Genomic DNA, 25928 nt, shown 5'->3' with positions numbered 1-25928 from the left:
GTAGGGTCTGACGCCGTGCCCGGCAATCCACGTCCACGTACCGTGACCGGAGTCCGGCTCGGCGATATCGCCGTCCGGCTCGCCGCCGACCTTCCGGCGGACGCCGCCGACGTGGTCGTCACCGGGGCCACCCACGCCAGCCAGGAGGTCCTTCCCGGCGACCTGTACGCGGCCCTGCCCGGTGCCCGCCGGCACGGCGCGGAGTTCGCGATCGGCGCCGCAGCGGCCGGCGCGGTGGCGGTGCTGACCGACCCGGCCGGCGCCGACCTGGCGGCGGGCACCGGTCTGCCCGCCCTGGTGGTGCCCGACCCTCGCGCGGTCCTCGGCGAGGTGGCCTCGGCCGTGTACGGCGACCCGACCGCGGGGCTCACGGTGATCGGCGTGACCGGCACCGCCGGAAAGACCTCCACCGCGTACCTGATCGAGTCGGGGCTGCGCGCCGCCGGGCACACCACCGGGCTGATCGGCACCGTGGAGACCCGGCTCGGTGACCTGGTGGTCGACAGCGTGCGTACGACCCCCGAGGCGACCGACCTGCACGCCATGTTGGCGACCGCCCGGGAGCGCGGGGTCACCGCGGTGGTCATGGAGGTCTCCAGCCACGCGCTGGCCATGGGCCGGGTGGGGGGCGTCCGTTTCGCCGTCGGCGGCTACACCAACTTCGGCTCCGACCACCTGGACTTCCACGCCGACAGCGCCGACTACTTCGCCGCCAAGGCGCAGCTCTTCGACGGCCGCTGTGCGGTCGAGGTGCTCAACCACGACGATCCGGCGCTGAAGGCGCTGTACAAGCCGGCGACGGTCAGCTACTCGGCGGCCGGCGACCAGGACGCGACGTGGTGGGCCGACGGCGTGGACGGCGAGGGGTACGCCCAGCGGTTCGTCGCGCACGGCCCGGACGGGCTGGCGCTGCCCGCCGGGGTGGCGCTGCCCGGGCGGCACAACGTCGCCAACGCGCTGCTGGCCATCGCCGCGCTGGTCGGCGTCGGGGTCGACCCGGCGACCGCGGCGAGCGGCGTGGCCGCCTGCGGCGGCGTACCCGGCCGGCTCGAGCTTGTCGACGTCGTCGGGCCGGTACGCGGGGTGGTCGACTACGCGCACAAGTCGGACGCGATCGTGGCCGCGTTGGCCGCGCTGCGCGAGCTGAGCGCCGGCCGGTTGATCTGTGTGATCGGCGCCGGCGGGGACCGGGACCGGGGCAAGCGGCCGGTGATGGGCGCCGCCGCGGCGCAGGGAGCCGACGTGGTGGTGGTGACCGACGACAACCCGCGCACCGAGGATCCGGCGGAGATCCGCGCCGAGGTGCTCGCCGGGGCGTACCGGGCCGGCGCGGCCGCCCGGATCATCGAGGTGGACGGCCGGCGGGCCGCGATCGACGAGGCGGTCCGCCTGAGCGAGCCGGGCGACGTGATCGCGCTGCTCGGCAAGGGCCACGAGCGTGGCCAGGAGGTGGACGGCGAGGTGTTCCCGTTCGACGACAGAACCGAACTGGCCGGCGCGTTGCGGGCCCGCTTCGGGGACCTGGCGGGTCAGCGGTGATCGCGCTGACCCTGGCCGAGGTGGCCGAGGCGGTCGACGGCCGGCTGGTCGCCGTCGATCCGACCGTTTCCGTCACCGGCCCGGTCGAGTTCGACTCGCGCAAGGTGGCGCCCGGCGCGCTCTTCGTGGCGTTCCCCGGGGAGAAGGTCGACGGGCACGACTACGCGGCGACGGCGATCGCGTCCGGCGCGGTGGCGGTGCTCGGCACCCGTGAGGTGCCCGGGGTGCCGATGGTGCTGGTCGCCGACGCGCTGACCGCGATGGGCCGGCTGGCACGCGCGGTGGTGGACCGGTTGCCCGGGCTGACCGTGGTCGGGTTGACCGGCTCCTCCGGCAAGACCACCACGAAGGACCTGATCGGCCAGCTCACCGCACGGCTCGGCGCGACGGTGGCGCCGCCCGGCTCGTTCAACAACGAGTTGGGGCATCCGTACACGGCGTTGCAGGCCGGCCCGGACACCCGGTACCTGGTGCTGGAGAAGGGCGCGCGCGGGGTGGGGCACGTGCGCTACCTGTGCGAGGTGGTGCCGCCGACGATCTCCGTGGTGCTCAACGTCGGGACGTCACACATCGGTGAGTTCGGCTCGCAGGAGATCATCGCCCTGGCCAAGGGGGAGCTGGTCGAGGCGTTGCCGCCCGACGGCCTGGCCGTGCTGAACGCCGACGACCCGCGGGTGGACGCGATGGCGAGCCGCACCAGGGCCCGGGTGGTCCGCTACGGCGAGGCACCGGACGCCGACGTGCGGGCCGAGGACGTGACGCTCGACGATCGGGGGCGCCCGTCGTACACCCTGGTCACCCCGGAGGGCAGTGCGCCGGTGCGGCTCGGGCTGACCGGCCGTCACCAGGTCGGGAACACCCTCGCCGCGGCGGCGGTCGCCCGGGAGCTGGGCATGCCGCTGGCCGATCTGGCCACGGCGCTCGGCGCGCTGGGGCTGGTCTCCACCCGACGGATGGACGTCTTCGACCGCCCCGACGGGGTGACCGTCATCGACGACTCCTACAACGCCAACCCGGCCTCGATGTCGGTCGCCCTTAAGGCGCTCGCCGCGCTCGGCCGGGGCCGGCGTACCGTCGCGGTGCTCGGTTACATGGCCGAGCTGGGCCCGTTCGAGTCCGACGGCCACGCCGAGGTCGGCCAACTCGCGGCCGAGCTGGGTGTCGACCGGCTGCTCGTGGTGGGCGAGCCGGCCGCGCCGATCCACGAAGGCGCGACAGCGGTAGGGAACTGGGGAGGAGAGTCGGTGCTGCTCACCGATCAGGCGGCGGCCATCGAGGTGCTGCGGGGCGAGCTACGGCCGGGCGATGTCGTCCTGGTGAAGGGCTCCCGGTACCGGACGTGGGAGGTGGCCGACGCCCTGCGCGCCGACGCCAGTTCCGGGAACGGAGCCACCGCGTGAGGGCGGTCATCGTCGCCGTCGGGGTGGCCTTCCTCGTCTCGCTCTTCTGCACCCCGATCGCGATCAAGGTGTTCACCAAGCTCAAGGCCGGCCAGCCGATCCGGACCGACGGCCCGACCATGCACCAGACCAAGAAGGGCACGCCCACGATGGGCGGCGTGGTCTTCATCCTGGCCACGGTGATCGCGTACGTGGCCGGGCACCTGGCGCTGACCACCCTGCCGGACCTGCAGATCGCCCAGGTGGAGCCGACCATCACCGCGCTGGTGCTGCTGGGGCTGATGGTGTTCTCCGGCGCGGTGGGCTTCATCGACGACTTCCTCAAGGTCCGCAAGCGCAACAGCGCGGGGCTGAACAAGCGCGGCAAGCTGCTCGGCCAGATCCTGGTCGGCGCGGTGTTCGGAGTGGTCGCGCTGTACTTCCCGAGCACGATGACCGACGCGTCGGGCGCGGTGACCAACACCGAGACGGTGGGCAGCACCACGCTGAGCTTCATCCGGGACATCGACGCCCTGCAGGTCAGCAAGGTCGGCGCGGTGATCATCTTCATCTTCGTGGTGATGGGCGCGACGAACGGCGTCAACCTCACCGACGGCCTGGACGGTCTGGCCACCGGTGCCTCGGTGATGGTGCTCGCCGCGTACGCGTTGATCGCGTTCTGGCAGTACCGGCACTGGTGCGCCGACCCGAGCTACGCGCAGCACCAGTCCTACTGCTACTCGGTCCGCGACCCCTTGGAGATCGCGCTGATAGCCGGGGCGGCGGCGGGGGCCTGTGTGGGCTTCCTGTGGTGGAACACGTCCCCGGCGCGGATCTTCATGGGTGACACCGGCGCTCTGGGGCTGGGCGGCCTGATCGCCGGCATGGCGATGTCCACCCGCACCATCCTGCTGCTGCCGATCATCGGCGGGCTCTTCGTGATCATCACGATGTCGGTGGTGATCCAGATCATCTCCTTCCGGACCACCGGCAAACGTGTCTTCCGGATGTCGCCGCTGCAGCACCACTTCGAGCTGGCCGGCTGGAGCGAGGTCAACATCGTGGTCCGGTTCTGGATCATCGCTGGCATCGGCGTGGCCATCGCGCTGGGCCTGTTCTACAGCGAGTTCCTCGCCAACATGACCTGACCGGCGCACGCCGGCAACAAGATCCGCGCAACGTCAGGGCCACTGCTGCCTCGCCTCGTTCCGAGGCGGCACCATCCCTGCTGTTGCGCGGATCTTGCGGTTGGGGCGGGGCGGGGGTGTGGTGGGGGCCGGGACGACACGCCGAGGGGAGTGTCGCGGCGGGCACCTGCGCGTCCAGCGGTGATGATGGGCGGATGGGGGAGGAACAGCACACCGACGGGGCCGGCGGGACGCGATCGGCGAAGGTGCGGGGCCCTGGTTCCAGGCGTGGTCCGGCCGCCGGAGCCGGGTCCGGCGGCACCGGGCCGCGACCCGGCGGGTCGACCCAACCGGCGGCGGCCGAACCACCGTCGCGGGGGTCCACGGCCGGCAGCCCGCCCGGCGGGCTGGCCTCCGCGCGCGGGCTGGACGCCGCCAGCGGGCTGGCCGCGCTGCGCGGCCTGCTGGACCGGCCGCTGGCCTCCTACTACCTGCTGCTGTCGAGTGCCGGCCTGCTGCTGCTGATCGGGCTGACGATGGTCTATTCGGCCACCAGCATCAAGGACTACGCCGAGGACGGCAACGCCTCCGCCTCGGTGACCAAGCAGGCCATCTTCGCCGGGATCGGCATCGTGGCGTTCTGGGCGTGTCAGCGGCTGCCCGCCAGCACCTACCGACAGCTGGGCCGGCCCGCGCTGGGCGTGGCCGTGGTGTTGCTGCTCGTCCTCAACGCGTTGGTCGCGTTGAATGCGCTGTTCCAGGTCACATCGCTCGGCCCGTTGCGCGCCAAGCTGCTGTGGCTCTACGTCGGGCCGGTCCAGATCCAGCCCGCCGAGGTGGCGAAGTTCGCGCTCGTGCTGTGGGGCGCGCACGTGCTGGCCCGCAAGGGCGCCGCGCTGGGCTGGTGGAAGGAACTGGCCACACCGCTGTTCCCGGTGGTGGGGCTCCTGTTCGTGCTCGTCGGCTACAACGACCTGGGCAGCATGCTCTGTCTGCTCGCGCTGCTCGTCGGACTGCTGTGGGCGGCCGGCGTACGGCTGCGGGTCTTCTCGGTGCTCACCGTGGTCGGCCTGGCCGGCGTCGGTCTGCTGGTCGCCGCCGCGTCCCTGGGCGCCGGCTCCGGCTCGAAAGACGCCGAGAACTACCGGCTGGGCCGGTTCACCGCCTACGTCAACCAGTCCAACCCGGCCAAGTGCATCGAGGGCAACTGCTACCAGCTCGTCCAGGCCCGCAACGCCATCGAGCACGGCGGCTGGTTCGGCGTCGGGCTCGGCAAGGGCAGCCTCAAGTGGGACTGGCTGCCCGAGGCGCACAACGACTTCATCTTCGCCATCATCGCCGAGGAGTTGGGCGTGATCGGCTGCACCGTGGTGGTGACCCTGTTCGCGGTGCTCGCGTACACCGGGCTGCGCATCGCCCAGCGGGTCGAGGACCCGTTCCGCCGGCTCGCCGCGGCTGCGGCGACCGCGTGGCTGGTCGGTCAGGCCGTGATCAACATCGGCGGGGTCACCGGCCTGGTGCCGCTGACCGGCGTCCCGCTGCCGTTCATCTCCGACGGCGGAAGTGCCCTGGTCGTGACGCTGGCAGCGATCGGCATGCTGGCGTCCTTCGCGCGCGCCGAACCCGATGCGGCCAGAGCACTGCATGCCCGTCCGCCGGCCCGGTGGGTCCGACTACTCTGGGCCCCGTTGCCGCCGCTTCCCGGCCGGCGTCGCCGCCCGGCGACGCCGCCGACTGGCCGAGGGTCCGTGCCCCGGTCCCGCGAGCGGCGACAGGACGACCAGGCCGCGCCGCGCGGCGTCCGGCAGGGCCGGAGTCGCGCGGGTACGGCGAGTGAGAGGAGACGCTGATGGGTCCGCTGCGTTCGGTGGTACTCGCGGGAGGTGGCACCGGGGGGCACATCTACCCGTTGCTCGCCTTCGCCGACTGCCTGCGCCGACACGACCCCGGCGTCCGGATCACCTGCCTCGGCACACCCAAGGGCATGGAGAACGAGCTGATCCCGCCGCACGGCTACGACCTGCGGCAGATCCCGGCCTACCAGCTGCCCCGGTCGGTGAACCTCAACCTGGTCCGCACCCCGGGCCGGATGTGGACCGCGGCCCGCGCCGCGGGCAAGGTGATCGACGAGGTACGCGCCGACGCCGTGGTCGGCTTCGGCGGGTACGTCTCGGTGCCGGCCTACCTGGCCGCCTGGCGCCGCGAGCTGCCCATGGTGATCCACGAGGTGAACGTGCCGCCGGGGGTTGCCAACCGGCTGGGCATGAGGTTCACCAAGAACATCGCGGTCGGCTTCCCGCACCAGCCGAGCCAGGCCGAGTCGCTGCGCGACGCCACCGTGGTCGGGGTGCCGCTGCGCCGCACCATCGCCTCGCTGGACCGGTACGCGCTGCGCGCCGCCGCCCGCGCCCACCTCGGGCTTCGCCCCGACCTGCCGGTGCTCTTCGTCGCCGGAGGCTCGTCGGGTGCCCGCTCGATCAACCTGGCGGTCTCCGGGGCGGCCAAGGAGCTGGCCCGCAACGGCGTGCAGGTGCTGCACGTGATGGGCGCCCGCAACGAGCCGGTGCCGATCCCGACCGACCTGCCCGTGCCGTACGTGACGCTGCCCTACCTGTCCGAGATGGAGCTGGGCTACGCCGCCGCCGACCTGATGCTGGCCCGGGGTGGGGCGATGACCGTCGCCGAGGTGGCCGCGATCGGGCTGCCCACGATCTTCGTGCCGTACCCGCACAGCAACCAGGAACAGAAGCGCAACGCGCTGCCCGTCGTGGAGGCCGGCGGTGGGCTGCTGGTCGACGACGCGGAGCTGACCCCGGACTGGCTGGAGCGCACCGTCATCCCGCTGATCCGTGACCCGCAGCGGCTGTACGGCATGGGCGCGGCAGCTGCCGCGTACGGGCGGCGCGACGGCGACGAGGCACTGCGGTCGTTCGTTCTCGAGGCGGTGGCCCGATGACCGCCCAGTTCACCCCGGCCGGCACGCTCACCGCGGAGGACCTGGGCACCATCCACCTCATCGGGGTGGGCGGGGTCGGCATGAGCGGGCTCGCCCGGCTCTTCCTCACCCGGGGCATCCCGCTCTCCGGCAGCGAGCTGCGGGAGTGGCCGTCGCTGGCCGGCCTGCGGGCGCTCGGCGGGACGATCCACATGAGCCACGAGGCGACCAACCTCGACGGCGTGGACACCGTCGTCTACTCGTCCGCCATCGGGCAGGACCACCTGGAGATGGTCGAGGCGCGCCGGCGCGGCCTGCGGGTGATGCACCGCTCGGAGGCGCTCGCCGCGGCGATGACCGGCCGCCGGGCGCTGGCGGTCGCCGGCACCCACGGCAAGACCACCACCACCTCGATGGTGACCATGGTGCTGCAGCAGGCCGGGGTGGACCCGTCCTTCGTGATCGGTGGGGAGATCTCCGAGGTCGGCTCGGGCGCCCACCACGGCACCGGCGAGCACTTCGTGGTCGAGGCCGACGAGAGTGACCGCTCGTTCCTCATCTACCGCCCGTACGTCTCGATCATCACGAACGTCGAGGCGGACCACCTCAACACGTACGGCGACTACGCGACGCTGGAGGCGGCGTTCGTCGAGTTCGCCCGGCTCACCGACCCGGACGGGTTCATCATCACCTGCGCCGACGACCCGGGCGGCCGGCGGCTCGCGGAGACCCTGCGCGCCGAGGGGCGGCGGGTCCACACGTACGGCGAGGCGGCCGACGCCGACCTGCGGTTGACCGAGGTGGTCTCGTCCGCGCGCGGGGTGCGCTACCTGGCCGCGATCGACGGTCGGTCGCTGGGCGAGTTCCGGCTGCCGGTTCCGGGGCGGCACATGGGCCTCAACAGCGCCTCCGCGGTGCTGGCCGCGTACCTGCTGGACCTGCCCCTGCCGGCGGCGGAGGCCGCACTGGCGGTCTTTCCCGGTGTGCGGCGGCGCTTCGAGCGCAAGGGCGTCGCGGACGGCGTGTTGGTCTACGACGAGTACGCCTACCACCCGACCTCGATGACCCTCGCCATCCAGACGTTGCGCGAGGTGGCCGGGGACGGGCGACTGATCGTCGTCTTCCAGCCGTACCGGCTGTACCGCACCCGCGATTCGCAGGCGGAGATCGCCGCGGCGCTTGCCATCGCAGACGAGGTGGTGCTGCTGGAGGTCTTCGGGCCGGGTGAGCTGCGTCAGCCGGGCGAGGGCTCGGCGGCGCTCATCGAGGCGGTGGCGCTGCCCGCGGAGCGGAAGGTCTTCGTCGACTCGTGGGAGGACGCGCCGGTCGAGGTGGCACGCCGGGCCCGTGCCGGGGACGTGGTGGTGACCATGGGCGCCCCGCCGATCTCGCTGATGGGTGACGAGCTGCTGGCCGCACTTCTCGCACGTTCCGCCGGCTCCGCGCCGACGACGACCGTCGACCCGGTGACCACCACCTCGGCGATCGGCGGCCCGGTGGCCGGAGGCGCCACCGCCGGTGGCGACGGCGCGGCCCTCGGTGGCGCCGCCGCACCGGACGGCGCGGCGCCCACCGCCGGATGAGCCCCGGCCCGGCCCGAGGGCGGACCAGCGCGGCCGACGGCGGCGCCGCGCGACGCGGTCCGGTCCGGCGCTGGCAGTTGGTCCGGGCGGGCAGCGACGCGGTGCCGCCGTCGACCCGCCGGTTCATGGCCCGCGCCCGGCAGCGCCGGATGCGCGCGGCCCTGCCGTGGGCGGTGGCCGCCGGGGTGCTCGCCCTGGCCGGGCTGGTCGCCTGGTCGGTGCTGGGCACCGGGTTGTTCGGGGTCCGCGAGGTGCGGGTGGAGGGTGCCGGTCTGGTCACCCCGGTGCAGGTGCGCGACGCGGTCGCAGTGGCCGACGGTGTGCCGCTGGCCCGGGTCGATCTGGCCGCCGCCGCCCGCCGGGTCGGCACGCTGGCGCCGGTGGAGCGGGCCACGGTGTCCCGGGACTGGCCCGGCGCACTTGTGGTTCGGGTGACCGAGCGGGCCCCGGTGGCCGCGGTGCCGCAGGGGGAGACGTTCGTGCTGGTCGACCGGACCGGGGTGGCCTTCCAGACGGTGCCCCGGCGGCCCGCCGAGCTGCCGTTGGTGCGGGTGGGTCAGCCGGCCGCCGACGACCCGGGCACCCGGGCCGCCCTGGAGGTGCTCGTCGCGCTGACCCCGCAGCTGCGCGCCGAGTTGGTGGAGGTGAGCGTGGAGGGGCTGGCGCGGATCAGCCTGCTGTTGCGCGGGGACCGGACGGTCGTCTGGGGTGACGCGACCCGGGGTACGGACAAGGCCAAGGTGGCCACGGCCCTGCTCGGTGAGGACACCGACCGGATCGACGTGAGCGCGCCGGACGTGGTGACGTTCCGCTGACCGGAGAACGTGCCGCACCTCACTCATCGCGCTCCGGTCGGCGACACGCCGGGCAGGTCCTTGGCTCATCGCGCGGCGGCGCTTACGTTGCCCCGAAGAGGATCAGTGGTTGACATAACTGTAAGCCTCTAGTAGAGGGTGAGGGTTCAGCTCTGATCCTCGCGGTTACAGCTGTCGTCGGCCGCTGGGCAGGCCACGCCGTACCTGGTCGGCCGAAGCCAATCTCGAAGGGAAAGGACCGGAGATGACACCTCCGCACAACTACCTGGCGGTCATCAAGGTCGTCGGCATCGGGGGTGGCGGCGTCAACGCCGTCAACCGGATGATCGAGGTTGGGCTCAAGGGCGTCGAGTTCATCGCGATCAACACCGATGCCCAGGCGCTGCTGATGAGTGACGCCGACGTGAAGCTCGACGTCGGCCGCGAGTTGACCCGCGGGCTGGGCGCCGGGGCCAACCCGGACGTCGGTAAGAACGCCGCCGAGGACCACCGCGACGAGATCGAAGAGGTGCTCAAGGGCGCCGACATGGTCTTCGTGACCTGCGGTGAGGGCGGCGGCACCGGCACCGGCGGCGCGCCCGTGGTGGCGAACATCGCCCGCAAGCTCGGCGCGCTGACCATCGGCGTGGTGACCCGACCGTTCTCCTTCGAGGGCAAGCGCCGCCAGGTGCAGGCAGAGACGGGAATAGACGAGCTACGCAACCAGTGCGACACCCTGATCGTCATCCCGAACGACCGGCTGCTGGCGCTGGGCGACCGCAACATCAGCATGATGGACGCGTTCCGCACCGCCGACCAGGTGCTCCTCTCCGGAGTGCAGGGCATCACCGACCTGATCACCACCCCGGGTCTGATCAACCTGGACTTCGCCGACGTCAAGAGCGTCATGAGCGGTGCCGGCAGCGCACTGATGGGCATCGGTAGCGCCCGTGGCGAGAACCGCGCGGTCGAGGCGGCCGAGGCGGCCATCTCCAGCCCGCTGCTGGAGCAGAGCATGGACGGCGCGCGCGGCGTGCTGCTCTCCATCGCCGGCGGTTCCGACCTGGGTCTGTTCGAGATCAACGACGCGGCCCAGCTGGTCACCGACGCGGCCCACCCGGACGCGAACATCATCTTCGGTGCCGTCATCGACGACGCGCTCGGCGACGAGGTGCGGGTGACGGTCATCGCGGCGGGCTTCGACGGGGGCACGCCGGCGTACAAGGCGGCCGAGCCGGGACGCAAGACCAACACCAACCAGCCGGCACCGCCGAGCGCTCCGGTCCCGACGCCGCTCACCACGCCGCCGCCGACCCAGTCGCCGCGCCGGGTGCTCTTCGACGACGTGGACGTGCCCGACTTCCTCAAGAACGGGTCCTGAGCACCGCCGATGACCGACAGCTCAGCCACGGTACGACCGGATCGGCGGGTCGAACTCGCGGCCAGCCTGGCCCTGGTCCGGGCCCGCATCGCCGACGCGTGCGCCGACGCCGGCCGGGACCCTGCCGAGGTCACGATGATCGCGGTGACCAAGACCTACCCGGCCGGCGACGTACTGGCGCTGGCCGGGCTCGGGGTTACCGACATGGGGGAGAACCGCGACCAGGAGGCGGCCGGCAAGGCCGCCGAGGTGGCCGGGGCCGGGGTGAGCCCGCGCTGGCACTTCATCGGCCAGCTGCAGCGCAACAAGGCCCGCTCGGTGACCCGTTACGCCGACGTGGTGCACTCCGTCGACAGCGTCCGGCTGGCCCGGGCGTTGGCGACCGCGGCCGCCGACCGGGAGCGACCGTTGGCCGCCCTGCTGCAGGTGAGCATCGACGGTGACCCGGCCCGGGGTGGCGCGCTGCCGGACTCGGCCGACCCGGGCGTCGGGTTGGAGCCGGTGGCCGAGGCGGTGGCCGAGGCGCCGACGCTGCGCCTGGCCGGCCTGATGGCGGTGGCGCCGTTGGGCTGGGCACCGGAGCGGGCCTTCGCCCGGCTGGCCGAGGTGGCCGAGGCGTTCCGCCGGGTCCATCCGGGAGCGAGCGCGTTGTCCGCCGGAATGAGTGGGGACCTGGAAATCGCGATCCGATACGGCGCGACACATGTCCGCGTCGGTAGCGCGTTACTCGGAATGCGCCCCACGCTGCGGTAGCCTGACCGCGAAAGAAGCAAATTACATCAGTGTTGTTTCGGGGGCGGCGTTCCCTTGTCGGGGGTCGTGGCGTGCGACGCGAATCGCGCGCCAGGGGGATTGCCGTTCTGGTCCGATGGGCATGGTTGTCCACTCGCGACGGGCGACATGGCACGGGGGCGCGTGCCGCACGGCGGACGGAAGGGCGCGGGGATGGGTGCACTGCGCAAGGCGGGGGTCTGGCTCGGTCTGGTCGAAGAGGACGACGAGCGGGCCTACGACGACGGTGGCTACGACAAGGGTGGCTACCGTGACTCGCGGTACCGGCAGAGCAGGTACGCCGAGGAGTTCGCTGACGAGGATGACGACGACACCGAGGAGCCGCCGGCTCCCCGGGCGCGGGGCAGCGAGCGGGGCCGGCTCTCCGAGCGGGCGAACGGGCGGGTCAGCGACTCCGACCGGGGCGACGGCGAGCGGCCGGAGCGGGCGGAGCGGTCCAGCGTCCGGTCGATCACCCGGTCGTCGGCCGGCGAGACCTCCGGCGCGCTGACCTACCACACCAGGGACAACCTGGCCCTCGCGCCGCAGGCCACCGCCCGTGAACGGGCGATGCCCGAGGAGGAGCAGCGCTACCAGATCACCACGTTGCACCCGACGACCTACCGGGAGGCGCGCACCATCGGTGAGCACTTCCGCGACGGTGTTCCGGTGATCATCAACCTCACCGAGATGGATGAGGCCGATGCCCGCCGTCTGGTTGACTTTGCCGCCGGTCTGGCTTTCGGACTGCGCGGTACGATCGAGCGCGTGACCAATCGGGTGTTCCTGCTCTCACCGGCCAATGTCCAGGTCACCGCTGAGGACAAGGCCAAGATCGCTGAGGGCGGCTTTTTCAGTCTGAGTTGATCCCGTCCGATCCGAGGGACGTCGCTGACCGTGTTGTCGATCTTGCTGCAAGTGTTGTACCTGGTCCTCTATGTCTTCCTTCTCCTTCTTCTGTCCAGGTTTGTGCTGAGCGCCGTCCTGCAGTACGGCCGCCGGTGGCAGCCGGGGCGCGGAGCATCGGCAGGACTGGAATCCGTGTGGAGCGTCACTGATCCCCCTCTCAACGCGTTGAGGCGTGTGATCCCTCCGCTGCGAATTGGTACCGTGAGCATCGACCTGGCCTCCCTTGTGCTCCTGGTTATCCTGTTCGTGCTGATGGAGTTCGTGTTAGGGCCGTCGATCAGGGCATCTGCCTGATGACCGACGCGCTTTCGCGGCCGCAACTGACCCGAGGAGTTTCGATGCCGCTGACCCCGGCCGACGTCCACAACGTCGCCTTCAAAAAGCCGCCGATCGGCAAGCGGGGGTATGACGAGGAAGAGGTCGACGCCTTCCTGGACGAGGTCGAGCGCGAGCTCGCCCGTCTCATCGAGGAGAACAACGAGCTGCGCGCCCAGGTGGAGCGCGGCGGCCGTGGCGGTGCCCCCGCCGGCCCCGGCGGCGACGCCCGACTTGCGGCGGAGCTCAACGATGTCAAGGCCCAACTGGACCGGGTGCAGCGTGACAAGGCGTCCGCCGAGCAGGCCGCCCGCGCCATGCAGGCCGAGCTGGAGCAGGTCCGCGCGACCGGCGGCCCGGCGGTCACCGGTGACGGCGAGCAGCAGGCCCTCCGGGTGCTGATGATGGCCCAGCGCACCGCCGACGACCACGTGTCCGACGCCCGCCGCGAGGCCGACCAGCTCCTGTCCGAGGCGCGTGGCAAGGCCGAGGAGGTGACCCGCGAGGCTCGCGCGAAGGCCGACGCCCTCGAGCGGGACGCCCGCCAGCGGCACCAGGAGGCCATGGGCGGCCTGGACGCCAAGCGCACGGCGCTGCAGAAGCACATCGAGGAGCTCAAGCAGTTCGAGCGCGAGTACCGCACCCGCCTCAAGGCGTACCTGGAGAGCCAGCTGCGTGACCTCGACGGTCGCGGCCAGGGCCTCGAGGCCGAGATGACCCGCTCCGAGGCAGGCCGGGTCGCCGGCGGCAACGGGCTGGCCACCGCGGGTCTCGCCGGTTCGTACGGCGGCGGGCGCTCCGGCGCCCTCGAAGCCGGCCGCTGAGCACCGGCCGGCGATCGCGTCCGCCGATGGTGACGGTCGCCGGCCCAACCTGGACGGTACGACGCGGCGGGGGTGAGCCGTGATAGTCGCAAGTCTTCTGCTCATCCTCGTCGCGGTGGTGCTGCTGGTGCTCGGCCTGGCCGGTGGCTCCAGCTTCATGTTGATCATCTCCATCGCGGCCAGTCTGCTGGCCGCCGTGGCGTTGGTGGTGGGCGCCCGCCAGGCAGCCGCCAACCGCGCGACGGCGGAACCCGGTCGGACCGGCCGGCGGCAGTCCGCGACGCCCCGCTCGGCCGCCCAGGCCGACCCGGGCGTCGCGTACGGGCCACCGCCGGGCGTGCCGGTCCAGCATGTGCCCACGACGGTCGGAACCGGCGGCACCGGGTGGCGGCAACCACCCGAGCCGCCGGTCGACCACGTGCCGCCCGTCAGCCCGGCGCCGCCCTTCGCGGCGGCGCCGACGGACGGGGACGTACGCCTCGGTGCTCCGACGGCCGACGAGCCGCCGACGGACGGGGACGCACGCCCCGGTGCCCCGACGGCCGACGAGCCGACCGCGCAACTGCTCACTCCCGCCGAGGCGGCCCGGGTGGCACGGTTGCCCGATCCCGTCGAGGTCGTGGACGGTCGGCCCCGCTATCACCTCGCCGACTGTCCCCACCTGGTCGATCAGATGCCCGAGACGCTGCCGGTCGCCGAGGCCGTCGAGCTCGGTTTCACCCCGTGCGGGGACTGCGCGCCGGCCACCGTCCTGCTCGCCGACGCCCGGCCGATCTGAGGCCGCCCGGGTGAGGACCGCCCGGGCCCGGCAACCGTGACGCCCGGGCTGGATGTCGCGCTGCTCCTGGGCGCTGCCGTGCTCCTGGTGGCGGTCGGCGCGGTCCGGCTCTCCACCCGCCTCGGTGTGCCCAGCCTCCTGGTCTACCTGGCGCTGGGTGTGGCGATCGGCGAGTCCGGGCTGGGCATCCGCTTCGACGACGTCGAGCTGACCCGGACCCTCGGCTTCTGCGCGCTGATCGTGATCATCGCCGAGGGCGGCCTGACGGCCCGGTGGACCACGTTGCGTCCGGTGCTCGGCCTGGCCGCCGCCCTCTCCACCGTCGGCGTGGTGGTCAGCATCGGGGTGGTCGGCGTCACCCTGCACCTGTCGCTCGGGCTGGACTGGCGGTTGGCGCTGCTCTACGGCGCGGTGCTCTCGTCCACCGACGCGGCCGCGGTCTTCGCCACCCTGCGCCGGCTGCGCCTGCCGCCCCGACCGGTGGCCACGCTGGAGGCCGAGTCGGGCATCAACGACGCGCCGGTGGTGCTGCTGGTGGTACTCCTCTCCCACGAGGGCTGGTCGCACCCGTGGTGGTTCGAGGCCGGGTTGGTCGCCTACGAGCTGGGTGTCGGGGCCGCGGTGGGCGTGGGTGTCGGCCTGGCCGGCACGTGGGCGCTGCGGCGGGCGGCGCTGCCGTCCTCCGGGCTGTACCCGATCGCCGCGGTGGGAATCACCGTGCTGGCGTACGCCGCGGGGGCGGTGCTGCACGCCTCGGGGTTCCTCGCCGTCTACGTGGCCGGGGTGCTGCTGGGCAATGCCCGGTTGCCGCATCGGCAGGCGATCCTGGGCTTCGCCGACGGGCTGGCCTGGCTCGCGCAGATCGGTCTGTTCGTGCTGCTCGGGTTGCTGGCCTCGCCGGGCCGGCTGGACGCGGCGGTGCTGCCGGCCGTGGTCGCCGGGCTGGCGCTGGTGCTGCTGGCCCGGCCGCTGTCGGTGTTCGTCTCGGCGCTGCCGTTCCGGGTCCGCCTGCGCGAGCAGGCGTTCCTGTCCTGGGCGGGGCTGCGGGGGGCGGTGCCGATCGTGTTGGCCACCATTCCGCTCTCCGAGCGGGTGCCCGGTGCGGAGCGACTCTTCGACGCGGTCTTCGTGCTGGTGGTGATCTTCACGCTGGTGCAGACGGGGACGCTCGGGCCACTGGCCCGCCGCCTGGGAATGACCGCGCCTGCCGAGGCCACCGAGATCCACGTGGAGACCGCACCGTTGGAGCGGATGCGGGCTGACCTGCTCCAGCTGGAGGTGCCACCGGGCTCCCGGCTGGCCGGTGTGCACGTCGACGAGCTCCGGTTGCCGCTGGGCGCATCGGTCACCCTGGTGCTGCGCGACGGCGTGGGCTTCGTGCCCGGTCCCGACACCCGGCTGAAGACCGGTGACAGCTTGTTGATCGTGGCAACCGCCGGGGTGCGGGACGCCGCCGAGCGGCGGTTGCGGGCGGTCAGCCGCAGGGGACGGCTGGCCCGGTGGTTTGGTGAGTACGGGGATGAGCCGCACGGTTGATCTGCTAGCGTTCCCTTTGCCCAGTTAGGCAGGGCTCGGGGCTGTTAAGCGGTGCGACGGTGCGGCACGTTGTCGGACGCCGGTACGTTCCGTATTCTTGCCAACCTCCGGAGTGCACGGCCCATCTCGCCGTGCGCCCCTTTTCGTACAGAGGGGCGCCCTGGCTGGCGCCCCCTGACCAGGTGCCGCGGACCATGCGGCGCCGCGGCCGAGGGAGCGACCCATGGCGAAGCCAGCCGACACCAGGACCGCCGGCCGCAAGCCGGTGGCGAAGGCCACCCGCAGCGCGGCCGAGACCGAGAAGATCCGGGCGGCGCTGGCGGCGCGGCGGGACGAGCTTCGCGCCGAGTACGATCAGACGCTGAGTGAGATCACCGAGTTGCAGCGCGATCGGCTGACCGACTCGGCCGGGGACGACCAGGCCGACACGGGCACCAAGACGCTCGAGCGGGAGCAGGAGATCTCTCTCGCCAACAGCATTCTGGAACGGATCACGCAGGTCGAGCGCGCTCTGGAGCGCCTCGACGAGGGTGGTTACGGTTGGTGCGAGCGGTGCGGCAACCCGATCCCGGTTGAGCGCCTCGCCGCCTTCCCGTCGGCCACCCTCTGCGTGACGTGCAAGCAGCTGGAGGAGCGGCGCTGAGGTCCGCTCCCCGGCGGCGAGAAGACGGTGAGTGATCACCGCCGAGACACCTCGATGGGGAGCGCATGACCGCAGCACCGTCCGCCGAACCCGGCCGCACCGATCCGGGCGGAGGTAGACCCCGGCCCAGGGCCGTCGCCATCCTCGCCGGGGTGGCCCTGGTGGCCCTGCTGGCCGATCTGGTCACCAAGCACCTCGCGCTGGCCGCGCTGACCGACCGGGAGCCGGCCCGGCTGCTCGGCGGGCTGATCTATCTCAGCCTGACCCGCAACAGCGGTGCGGCGTGGAGCATCGGCGCCGACCACACCTGGGTCTTCCCGTTGATCACCATCGGTGTGGTCGGCTGGATCGTCTGGATGGCGCTGCGGCTGCGCTCGCTGCCGTGGGCGGTCTCCCTCGGCCTGGTGCTCGGTGGGGCACTCGGCAACCTCGTCGACCGGATCTTCCGGGCACCCTCCCCCTTTCACGGGCACGTCGTCGACATGATCAGCCTGTTCGACCCGTACGGCCAGGTGTGGCCGGTGTTCAACCTGGCCGACAGCTCGCTGGTCTGCGGCGTGCTGCTGGCGGTGCTGTTGGAGCTGACCGGCCGTCAGCGCGACGGCCGGCGCGCCGGCCGCGACGAGAACCCGACCGACACCAACGCCAGCCAGGGCGCCGACCAGCGGGAGCGGGCATGACCTCCGCGTTCGCCGCAGGCGGCGACCACCGCTCGCTGCCCGTTCCGGACGGCCTCGACGGGATGCGACTGGACCAGGCGGTGTCCCGGCTGTTCGGGCTCTCCCGCACCACCGCCGCTGCCCTGGTCGACGCCGGGAACGCGCTGGTCGACGGCAGCGCCCGGCCCAACTCCCACAAGGTCAAGGCCGGCTCCTGGTTGGACGTCACACTGCCCGCGCCGGTCGCGCCGCCGACCGTCGTGCCGCAGGCGGTGCCCGGCCTGCGGGTCGTGTACGCCGACGACGACATCGTGGTCGTGGACAAGCCGGTGGGCGTGGCCGCGCACCCCAGCCCGGGCTGGACCGGCCCGTCGGTGATCGGCGCGCTCGCCGCGATCGGGCACCGCATCTCCACCAGCGGCGCCGCCGAGCGGCAGGGCGTGGTGCACCGCCTCGATGTGGGCACCACCGGGATCATGGTGGTGGCCAAGAGCGAGCAGGCGTACACCGCGTTGAAGCGGGCCTTCAAGTACCGCGAGGTGGACAAGGGTTACCACGCGGTGGTGCAGGGACACCTGGACCCGCTGCGCGGCACCGTCGACGCGCCGATCGACCGGCACCCGACCCACGACTACCGCTGGGCCGTGGTCTCCGGCGGCAAGCCCAGCATCACCCACTACGACACCCTCGAGGCGTTTCCGGCGGCCAGCCTGGTCGACGTACGGCTGGAGACAGGCCGGACCCACCAGATCCGGGTGCACTTCTCCACGCTGCGGCACCCCTGTGTGGGCGACCTCACCTACGGTGCCGACCCCACCCTCTCGGCCCGGCTCGGGCTGGCCCGACAGTGGCTGCACGCCCGCGAACTGAGCTTCGTGCACCCCCGAACGGGGGACGAGGTCCGATTCGTCAGCGACTACCCTGACGATCTGGAACGTGCGCTCCAGGTTCTGCGTGACTGAGCGGCGGCCATCCGACACCGATCCGACGAGGGGATCCCGCCCGTGCGCTCCGGCGACCTGCTGCGGCAGCTGGACCAACGGCTGCTGCCGCCGCTGACCCGGGCCGTGGCCCGGCTGGGCGACTCGTCGTCGCGGTCCGGGGTGCTCTCCTGGGCCGCTCTGGTCTCCTCGGCGGCGGTGCTGGCCACCGCGGTCTGGGCATCCGGCGACGCTCCGGTCGGCGACCGGACGGTGGGCGAGGTGACCCGGGTCGGGGTGGTCGACGGGGACTCCGTCCCCGGCTACCTGCGGTCCGCCGCCGCTGACCTGGCGGCGCTGCCCACCGCGGTCCCGACCAGCGGAGACGGGACCTACGCCCTGGTCACGCTCGAGGCGTACCTGCCACCGCAGCGACTGGCGGCGGTGCTCGGCGACGTGTCGGTCTCGACGGTCTTCGGTCGGGTGCCGCTGCCCGGCCGGCAGACCGAGATCGTGAAGGTCCCCGCGCTGCGAGTGCCGGAGGACGTGGTCGCCGGGATGGCACAGGTGGCCGTCCGCAAGGACACCGAGGCCGCCGACTACCGGGCCAGGGCCGCCTCGGTGAGCGGTGACGGCGCTGCCGAGCGGGAGTTGCGCGAACGGTACGTGAGCGGCGCGGCCGTGGCGGCGGCCGAGGCGGCGGCGTACCGCACCGGCTGCGCCTGCGTCTACGCGGCCGTGGTGCGGGCGACGCCGGGGGAGCTACGCGGTGTGGCGGCCCGGCCGGACGTTCGGGCGGTCGACCCGGCCCCCGAGGTGTACCGGCTGGAGCGCACCGTCTTCACACCGCCGTTGCCTGAGCAGCGCGACGTGGTCCGTCCGCCGGCCGACAACGGGCCGACCCCGGAGGCGACCCCGGACGGGCGCGATGAGCTGGCGACGTCGACGCCGGTGCCCTCGGCGTCGGTGGGCGAATCGTCGGAACCCGCGCCGGTCGTGACGAATTCGTCACCTGAGCCGTCGTCGGCGGAGCCCAGTGAGCCCGCCCCGCCGCCCGTCACCACCTCCCCGGACGCCGACGGTCCCGTGCCGTTGGCGCCGGCCCCGTCGTGATCTGCGCCGGGTGGTGTGCACTGGAGTGGTGTGGTCCGAATAGTGTTTCCTTCGTAGCCTGTCAGACGGAGATCGATGGCGCTGGGAGGGCGGGCCGTGGAGGGCAGTGAGACCGGCTGGGGCCGGCCGGCCGAACCAGCACCGAGGTGGCGGGCGTTGCTGGACCGCGCCCGGCTCGGCGGCCGCGCCGCGGAGCAGGCCGAGCCCGAGCGGCGGGCCGACGAACCACCACCGGAGACCCTGCCGCGGCGCGCGGCCCCCAACAGCTACGCCGGGCGGGCATCGGCCATCGGGCATCCGGCCGAGCTGTCGTACGGTGCCGAGCCGGCCTACCGGGCCGAGGGCACCTACCGCGTCGACCCCGCCTACCGGGCGGACCCGGACTACCGGGCCGAGCCGGACTATCGGGCGGAGCCGGCGTACCGGGCCGAGCCGGACTACCGGGCGGAGCCGGCGTACCCGGCCGAGCCGGACTACCGGGCGGAGCCGGCATACCGGACTGAGCCGGACTACCGGGCCGGCCCGGCGTACCGGACCGAGCCGGACTATCGGGCGGATCCGACGTACCGGGAGGCGCCGGCGTACCGGGCCGATCCGGACCATCGGGCCGACCCCGCCTACCGGGCCGATCCCGCCTACCGGGCCGATCCCGCCTACCGGGCTGATCCCGCCTACCGGTCGGAGCCGGCGGCCGAGCCGACGTACCGTGCCGAACCCGAGCCACCGCCGCGTGGGGCGGAGCCGGTCGAGTCGCGCTACGCGCTGCTGGACAACGGCTTCCGCAACGGCAACCCGCCTGCGGAGTCCCGGTACGCGCTGCTGGAGACCGGCTACCAGCCGGAGATCGGCTATCCGGTGCCCGCACCGCCCTCGCCTCCGGTCACGCCCCCGGCTGCGATTCCGCCGCCACCCGCTCCGGCGGTCGGCTCGGCGATCGCGGAGCGCGGCTACCCGGCCCGCATCGAGTGGCGCCCGCAGAGCGCCGACCCGGAGCTGGAGCGGGCCAGCGGGGTGCTCCGCCGGGACCTGGGCACGCCCCGGGTGTTCGCGTTCGCCAACCCCAAGGGCGGGGTGCACAAGACCACCGCGACCGTGCTGGCGGCGGCGACCGTCGGCAGCGTCCGTGGGCAGGGCGTGCTGGCCTGGGACGACAACGAGCTGCGCGGCACCCTCGGGCTGCGCGCCGGCAGCGCCCGGCACGCCCGGACCATCCGTCACCTGATCAGCGACCTGGCCCAGATCGAGATCCTGGAGGGTGCGACCCTGCTGGAGCGGCTCGACGACTACCTGCGGCACGCCTCCGACGGCTCGTACGACGTGCTGGCCGGCGAGGAGAGCCCGCGCTTCGCCCAGCGCCTGGACCAGTTCACCGTCCGACGCGTGTTGGAGCTGCTGCGGCGTACGCACGATGTGGTCTGCGTGGACACCGGCAACAACGTGGAGAGCGCCAACTGGCGCACGGTGATGCAGGCTGCCGACCAGCTGGTGGTGACCACCGTCCCCCGTGAGGACGCGGCGTTCAGCGCCGACTGGATGCTCGATCTGCTGCACGAGGAGGGAATGGGGGAGTTGGCCGACAACGCCATCACCCTCATCTCCTGCCCGACGCCGGGCCGCCTGGAGTTGCAGGACGACCTGGAGCGGCACTTCGCCACCCGCACGCGCGGGGTGGCCGTGGTGCCGTACGACCCGGCGCTGGAGACCGGCTCGTCGATCGAGTACCACCAGCTCCAGCCGGAGACCCGGCAGGCGTGGCTGCGCGCCGCGGCCATGATGGTGGAGCCGTTCGCCCGGTGAGCTGGTCTGCCGGCACCGGCGCCCCGGCCGGGCACCGGGCCTGAGAGGATCATCGGGTGAGCCCGGACACCCCCGACCCTGAGCGGCCCGTCGACGAGACCGGTCGGCCTACGCCGGCCGGGGCGTCGGAGGCGACGCCGTCGTCCGTCGAGCCGCCGGCCGTGTCGCCGCCAGGCCGACCGCTGCCACCGGCCGGGTTCGACCCCGCTGCCTTCCCGCCCTCGACGGCGTACCAGAGCTCGCTGGAGTTGACCGCCGAGCAGCCGCGTCGCCGGCTGCGCGCCGCGGCGACGGTGCTCGGCGCGGTGCTCGCGCTGGCCGTGGTGGGTGCGCTGCTCGGGCTGCTCTGGGCCGCGCTCGCGCCGGACACCCCGGTGCTCAAGACCGCCGAGGGGGCGATCTACGCCGACCCGCAGCCGGAGCAGCCGATCGCCGCCGACGGCTGGTTCAGCCTCCTCGGCCTCGCCTTCGGGGTGCTCGCGGCGTTGGTCCTGTGGTTCGTGCTGCGCAGGTGGCGCGGCCCGGTCGGGCTGCTCGCCGCCGTGCTGGGCGCGCTGGCCGCCGCGCCGGTGGCCTGGCAGGTGGGGCGGCGGGTCGGCCTGGCCACCTTCGACCGGCTGCTGCGTGACGCCCCGCCCGGCCAGGCCTTCACCAAACCCGCCGACCTGCGGGCCGGTGGGGTCGACTGGCTGCTCGGCGTGCTGCCGGTGCCGCACGGCGACCTGCTCCTGCCGGCGTTCGGCGCCGCCATCACGTACACGCTGCTGGCCGGCTGGTCGCGCTGGCCGTCCCTGCGCCCGGAGCCCGACCCGGCGGCGTTCAGTTGGGCGTCGGCGGGGACCCCAGATCCGCCAGCGGCACCGGGACCGCCCGCACCTGGCGCAGCAGAGTCGCCTCGCGGTTGAGCAACCGCAGCTCGGCCCGCAGCCGGGCGGCGGTGCCGTCGATCGCCAGCAGCCGCTGCCGGTCGTCGACGGTCAACACGGCGGTCGCCGCCACCAGGTGCGAGAGCACGGTCGGGTCCTCCGGCAGCTGCTCGGAGATCTCCTCCGGATCGGACCGGATCAGGCCGAGGTACTGCCGGAACACCGCGATCACACGGGCGGCCAGCAGCTCGGCCACCTCGTCGGGCCCGGACGGTTCGGGCAGCCACTCGACCTCGGCGGTCAGGTACGGCTCGGAGCGCTCGTCCACATCCTCGATCCGGAACCGGCGCCGGCCGACCGTGACGATGTCGAAGCCGCCCTCGGCCAGCGGAGTCACCTGGCGCAACTCGGCGGTGCAGCCCACCTCGTGCAGGGTGACATCGCCACCGCCGGACGTCGACCGCCCGCCGGACCCGGCGGGCGCGACCTCCCAGCCGCTCTGGATGGCCACCACCCCGAACTCGCGGGGGGCACCCTCGGGCAGGTCGACGAGGTGTCGGATCAGCGCCTGGTAGCGCTCCTCGAAGATGTGCAGCGGCAGCACCAACCCGGGAAAGAGCACCGTTGCGAGTGGGAACACCGGCAGCCGTACGGTCACGTGGTCGAGCCTAGTGCGGCGTCGACGAACGTTCACCGGGTGTCCGGGCGTGTTGTGGGGACGCGCTCGCCCCGGGCACGCCGATCCTCGCCCGCCGCCCGGAACGCGGGTGGCTCCGGCCCGGCTCACCGCCCCGACCGGCGGGCGGGCCGGAGAGGCTCCCGACCGGCCGCCTAGACTCGCAAGGGTGCTGAATCGGATCGACCTGCGCGATGGTCTCGGTGACCCACGCCGCCTGCTGCCCCGTGCCCAGCTCGACGTGTCGGTGGCCGTCGAGCGGATCCGGCCGCTCGTGGAGGCGGTCCGGGAGCATGGGTACCCGGCGATCCGGGAGGCCAGCGAGCGGTTCGACGGGGTCTCCCCGGAGGTGCTGCGGGTGCCGGTCGAGGCGATCGCCGAGGCCGAGGGGGTGCTCGAGCCGTCGGTGCGCGCCGCGCTGCTGGAGTCGATCACCCGCGCCCGTCGGGTGCACGACGACCAGCGGCGCACCGAGCACACCACCCAGGTGGTGCCCGGCGGCACCGTCACCGAACGGTGGCTGCCGGTCGACCGGGTGGGCCTCTACGTCCCCGGTGGGCTGGCCATGTACCCGTCGACCGTGGTGATGAACGTGGTCCCGGCCCAGGCGGCCGGGGTGCGCTCACTGGTGGTGGTCAGCCCGCCACAGAAGGACAACGGCGGCCTGCCCGACCCCCGGGTGCTGGCCGCGTGCGCGCTGCTCGGCGTCGACGAGGTCTACGCCGTGGGTGGCGCCCAGGCGGTGGCGATGCTGGCGTACGGCGCCGCCGTGGACCCGACGGGTCACGCCCGCTGCGAGCCTGTCGACCTGGTCACCGGCCCGGGCAACATCTGGGTGACCGCCGCCAAGCGGCTGCTGCGCGGCGTGGTCGGCATCGACGCCGAGGCGGGGCCCACCGAGATCGCCATCCTGGCCGACGACACCGCCGACCCGGTGCACGTCGCCGCCGACCTGATCAGCCAGGCCGAGCACGACCCGCTCGCCGCGAGCGTGCTGGTCACCCCGTCGGTGGCCCTGGTCGAGGCGGTCGAGCGGGAGCTGACCCGGCAGGTGCCGGCCACCAAACACACCGAGCGGGTGACCACCGCCCTGACCGGCGAGCAGAGCGGCGTGGTCCTGGTCGACGATCTGGAGGCAGGGCTGCGGGTGGTCGACGCGTACGCCGCCGAGCACCTGGAGATCCAGACGGTCGACGCCCGGGAGTGGGCGCTGCGGGTACGCAACGCCGGAGCGATCTTCGTTGGTGCCTGGTCGCCGGTGTCGCTCGGTGACTACTGCGCCGGCTCCAACCACGTGCTGCCCACCGGCGGCTGCGCCCGGCACTCCTCCGGTCTGTCCGTGCAGTCCTTCCTGCGTGGTGTGCACCTGATCGAGTACACGGAGGACGCGCTGCGCGAGGTGGCTCCGCACGTGGTCACCCTCGCGAACGTGGAGGATCTGCCGGCGCACGGTCAGGCGGTCCAGGCCCGCTTTTCCGGAGGGGCGCCGTGAGCGCGAGGAGTGAGCCGGGTTTGCGAGCCCCGCAGTCGCGAACAGAGGTGGCGCCGTGAGCGCGAGGAGTGAGTCGGGTTTGCGAGCCCCGCAGTCGCGAACAGAGGTGATGCCGTGAGCACGCTGGATGACCTGCCGATTCGCGACGACCTGCGGGGGCTGTCGCCGTACGGGGCGCCGCAGCTGGACGTGCCGGTGCGGCTGAACACCAACGAGAACTCCTACCCGGTGCCGGAGCCCGTGGTCGAGGCGATCGGCAAGGCACTCGCGGCCGAGCTGCGCGATTTGAACCGCTATCCGGACCGGGACGCCGTGGCGCTGCGGGCGGACCTGGCCGGATACCTCGGGCACGGGCTCACCGCCCGGCAGGTGTGGGCGGCCAACGGCTCCAACGAGATCCAGCAGCAACTGTTACAGGCCTTCGGCGGTCCGGGGCGCAGCGCGCTCGGCTTCGTTCCGGCGTACTCGATGCATCCCCTGCTGGCGCTCGGCACCGGAACCCGGTGGGTGCCCGCGCGGCGCGGCGTCGACTTCGGGTTGACCGCGGCCGAGGCGGCGGCCCAGGTCCGCGAGCACCGGCCAGACGTGGTCTTCCTGTGCTCGCCGAACAACCCCACCGGCACCGCACTGGACCCGGCGGTGATCACCGCGGTGCTCGACGCCGCGCCCGGCATGGTGGTCGTCGACGAGGCGTACGCCGAGTTCGCCCGGCCGGGCACGGTCAGTGCGCTCGCGGTGCTGCCCGGGCACCCGCGGCTGGTCGTCACCCGGACGATGAGCAAGGCGTTCGGCTTCGCCGGCGGGCGGCTGGGCTACCTCGCCGCCGACGCGGCGGTGGTGCAGGCGGTGCAGCTGGTCCGGCTGCCGTACCACCTGTCGGCGCTGACCCAGGCCGCCGCCCGCGCGGCGCTGGCCCACCGCGACGCCCTGCTCGGTACGGTGAGCGCGATCATGGTGCAGCGGGACCGGATCGTGGCGACACTGCGCGAGCGCGGGTTGCGGGTGGCCGACAGCGACGCCAACTTCGTGCTCTTCGAGCCGGGCGGCGACCAGACCACGGTCTGGAACGCTCTGCTGGCACAGGGCGTGCTGGTCCGTGACGTCGGCCTACCCGGCTGGCTGCGGGTGACCGCGGGCACCGCCGCCGAGACCGACGCCTTCCTATCTGCAATGGAGACTGTGCGATGAGCCGGACCGCCCGGGTGGAGCGGATCACCAAGGAGACCAAGGTCCTCGTCGAGATCGACCTCGACGGTACCGGCACGGCCGAGATCAGCACGGGCGTCGGTTTCTACGACCACATGCTGCACCAGATCGCCCGGCACGGCGGCTACGACCTGACCGTGCGCACGGTGGGTGACCTGGAGATCGACGCGCATCACACCATGGAGGACACGGCGCTCGCCCTGGGTGCCGCGTTCGACCAGGCGCTGGGCGACAAGGCGGGCATCCGACGGTACGGCTCGGCGACCGTTCCGATGGACGAGGTGCTGGTCCGGGCCGCGGTGGACCTGTCCGGCCGGCCGTACGTGGTGCACGACGAGCCCGCGCTGGCGCCGTACATCGGCCCGGTCTACCCGACCAGCATGACCCGGCACATCTGGGAGTCCTTCGGCCAGGCGGCCCGGATCACGCTGCACGTCGACGTTCTGCGGGCGGCCCGGCCGGGCGGTCACCCGGACGCCCACCACGTGGTGGAGGCCCAGTTCAAGGCGGTCTCCCGGGCGCTGCGCGAGGCCACCGCGATCGACCCGCGTGCGGCCGGTGCGATCCCGAGCACGAAGGGTGCTCTCTGATGAGCGCGAGGAGTGCAGCGCAGCGGAGCCCCGCAGTCGCGAATGGAAGGGGGCACTGATGAGCGCGAGGAGTGCAGCGCAGCGGAGCCCCGCAG

At 73.1% G+C, this 25928-nt stretch carries 24 protein-coding genes; 23 read left to right on the top strand and 1 reads right to left on the bottom strand.

The window, feature by feature from the left end; genetic code table 11:
• Positions 1-15 precede the first annotated feature (15 nt).
• The 20 genes from ACLJN9_RS10500 to ACLJN9_RS10405 all read left to right on the top strand — a co-directional run bounded on the left by ACLJN9_RS10500 (position 16) and on the right by ACLJN9_RS10405 (position 21908).
• Positions 16-1539, top strand: a complete 1524-nt coding sequence (locus ACLJN9_RS10500) for a UDP-N-acetylmuramoyl-L-alanyl-D-glutamate--2,6-diaminopimelate ligase (protein WP_410810962.1) — start codon at positions 16-18, stop codon at positions 1537-1539.
• Entirely contained in the window at positions 1536-2939 is a 1404-nt protein-coding gene (locus tag ACLJN9_RS10495) for a UDP-N-acetylmuramoyl-tripeptide--D-alanyl-D-alanine ligase (protein ID WP_410810961.1), read from the top strand. Before ACLJN9_RS10500 ends, ACLJN9_RS10495 begins: the two co-directional genes overlap by 4 nt.
• Entirely contained in the window at positions 2936-4066 is a 1131-nt protein-coding gene (gene mraY / locus ACLJN9_RS10490; protein WP_410810960.1) for a phospho-N-acetylmuramoyl-pentapeptide-transferase, read from the top strand. Before ACLJN9_RS10495 ends, mraY begins: the two co-directional genes overlap by 4 nt.
• A gap of 422 nt (positions 4067-4488) precedes the next feature.
• Positions 4489-5895 (top strand): FtsW/RodA/SpoVE family cell cycle protein, encoded by a 1407-nt coding sequence (locus ACLJN9_RS10485; RefSeq protein ID WP_410811435.1) that lies wholly within the window; start codon positions 4489-4491, stop codon positions 5893-5895.
• Positions 5895-7001 carry an undecaprenyldiphospho-muramoylpentapeptide beta-N-acetylglucosaminyltransferase gene (murG, locus tag ACLJN9_RS10480; RefSeq protein ID WP_410810959.1) on the top strand — a complete coding sequence of 369 codons (1107 nt, stop codon included), beginning with the start codon at positions 5895-5897 and terminating at the stop codon, positions 6999-7001. Before ACLJN9_RS10485 ends, murG begins: the two co-directional genes overlap by 1 nt.
• Positions 6998-8563 (top strand): UDP-N-acetylmuramate--L-alanine ligase, encoded by a 1566-nt coding sequence (gene murC, locus ACLJN9_RS10475; RefSeq protein ID WP_410810958.1) that lies wholly within the window; start codon positions 6998-7000, stop codon positions 8561-8563. The genes murG and murC overlap by 4 nt, the downstream gene beginning before the upstream one ends.
• Complete coding sequence (locus ACLJN9_RS10470) at positions 8560-9378, top strand: cell division protein FtsQ/DivIB (RefSeq protein ID WP_410810957.1); 819 nt, start codon at positions 8560-8562, stop codon at positions 9376-9378. Before murC ends, ACLJN9_RS10470 begins: the two co-directional genes overlap by 4 nt.
• A 244-nt stretch (positions 9379-9622) precedes the next feature.
• A complete protein-coding gene (gene ftsZ, locus ACLJN9_RS10465) occupies positions 9623-10738 on the top strand; it encodes a cell division protein FtsZ (RefSeq protein ID WP_410810956.1) in 1116 nt (371 codons plus the stop codon).
• A 9-nt stretch (positions 10739-10747) separates the two neighbouring features.
• Positions 10748-11491, top strand: a complete 744-nt coding sequence (locus tag ACLJN9_RS10460; RefSeq protein WP_410810955.1) for a YggS family pyridoxal phosphate-dependent enzyme — start codon at positions 10748-10750, stop codon at positions 11489-11491.
• Positions 11492-11683: 192 nt separating this feature from the next.
• A complete protein-coding gene (locus ACLJN9_RS10455) occupies positions 11684-12376 on the top strand; it encodes a cell division protein SepF (protein WP_410810954.1) in 693 nt (230 codons plus the stop codon).
• Positions 12377-12406: 30 nt separating this feature from the next.
• Entirely contained in the window at positions 12407-12712 is a 306-nt protein-coding gene (locus tag ACLJN9_RS10450; protein ID WP_088949372.1) for a YggT family protein, read from the top strand.
• Between the two features lie 44 nt (positions 12713-12756).
• The gene (locus ACLJN9_RS10445) at positions 12757-13557 is read left to right on the top strand and encodes a DivIVA domain-containing protein (RefSeq protein WP_410810953.1); all 801 of its coding nucleotides are present in this window, start codon (positions 12757-12759) and stop codon (positions 13555-13557) included.
• 79 nt (positions 13558-13636) lie between these two features.
• Positions 13637-14335, top strand: coding sequence for a hypothetical protein (locus ACLJN9_RS10440; protein ID WP_410810952.1), 699 nt, complete (start codon positions 13637-13639; stop codon positions 14333-14335).
• Positions 14336-14371: 36 nt separating this feature from the next.
• On the top strand, positions 14372-15871 hold the full coding sequence (locus tag ACLJN9_RS10435) for a potassium/proton antiporter (RefSeq protein WP_410810951.1): 1500 nt from the start codon (positions 14372-14374) through the stop codon (positions 15869-15871).
• Positions 15872-16094: 223 nt separating this feature from the next.
• Positions 16095-16514: a TraR/DksA family transcriptional regulator gene (locus ACLJN9_RS10430; protein WP_074313014.1), complete on the top strand. Its 420-nt coding sequence runs from the start codon at positions 16095-16097 to the stop codon at positions 16512-16514.
• Positions 16515-16579: 65 nt separating this feature from the next.
• Positions 16580-17194 carry a signal peptidase II gene (gene lspA / locus ACLJN9_RS10425; RefSeq protein WP_410810950.1) on the top strand — a complete coding sequence of 205 codons (615 nt, stop codon included), beginning with the start codon at positions 16580-16582 and terminating at the stop codon, positions 17192-17194.
• Positions 17191-18135: an RluA family pseudouridine synthase gene (locus ACLJN9_RS10420; protein ID WP_410810948.1), complete on the top strand. Its 945-nt coding sequence runs from the start codon at positions 17191-17193 to the stop codon at positions 18133-18135. The genes lspA and ACLJN9_RS10420 overlap by 4 nt, the downstream gene beginning before the upstream one ends.
• Positions 18136-18177: 42 nt before the next feature.
• A complete protein-coding gene (locus ACLJN9_RS10415) occupies positions 18178-19206 on the top strand; it encodes a hypothetical protein (protein ID WP_410810946.1) in 1029 nt (342 codons plus the stop codon).
• A gap of 96 nt (positions 19207-19302) precedes the next feature.
• Positions 19303-21003 (top strand): AAA family ATPase, encoded by a 1701-nt coding sequence (locus ACLJN9_RS10410; RefSeq protein ID WP_410810945.1) that lies wholly within the window; start codon positions 19303-19305, stop codon positions 21001-21003.
• Positions 21004-21059: 56 nt separating this feature from the next.
• Positions 21060-21908: a DUF2567 domain-containing protein gene (locus tag ACLJN9_RS10405; protein WP_410810943.1), complete on the top strand. Its 849-nt coding sequence runs from the start codon at positions 21060-21062 to the stop codon at positions 21906-21908.
• On the opposite strand, the gene ACLJN9_RS10400 is transcribed toward ACLJN9_RS10405, so the two are convergent.
• Positions 21823-22527 carry an LON peptidase substrate-binding domain-containing protein gene (locus ACLJN9_RS10400; RefSeq protein WP_410810941.1) on the bottom strand — a complete coding sequence of 235 codons (705 nt, stop codon included), beginning with the start codon at positions 22525-22527 and terminating at the stop codon, positions 21823-21825. The two genes, ACLJN9_RS10405 and ACLJN9_RS10400, sit on opposite strands and share 86 nt — an antisense overlap.
• A 187-nt stretch (positions 22528-22714) precedes the next feature.
• On the opposite strand from ACLJN9_RS10400, the gene hisD reads away from it, so the two are divergent.
• From hisD to hisB, 3 genes are all read left to right on the top strand, one after another.
• Positions 22715-24037 (top strand): histidinol dehydrogenase, encoded by a 1323-nt coding sequence (gene hisD, locus ACLJN9_RS10395; RefSeq protein ID WP_410810939.1) that lies wholly within the window; start codon positions 22715-22717, stop codon positions 24035-24037.
• A 114-nt stretch (positions 24038-24151) separates the two neighbouring features.
• Positions 24152-25225, top strand: coding sequence for a histidinol-phosphate transaminase (locus tag ACLJN9_RS10390; RefSeq protein ID WP_410810937.1), 1074 nt, complete (start codon positions 24152-24154; stop codon positions 25223-25225).
• Positions 25222-25833 (top strand): imidazoleglycerol-phosphate dehydratase HisB, encoded by a 612-nt coding sequence (gene hisB, locus ACLJN9_RS10385; protein ID WP_109820540.1) that lies wholly within the window; start codon positions 25222-25224, stop codon positions 25831-25833. Before ACLJN9_RS10390 ends, hisB begins: the two co-directional genes overlap by 4 nt.
• Positions 25834-25928 lie beyond the last annotated feature (95 nt).

Origin of the sequence: Micromonospora sp. 067-2 (assembly GCF_046549295.1) — a bacterium.
Taxonomy (GTDB): Bacteria; Actinomycetota; Actinomycetes; order Mycobacteriales; family Micromonosporaceae; genus Micromonospora.
The sequence above is the reverse complement of the archived record's forward strand: the minus strand, read 5'-3'. Positions and strand labels throughout refer to the sequence as shown.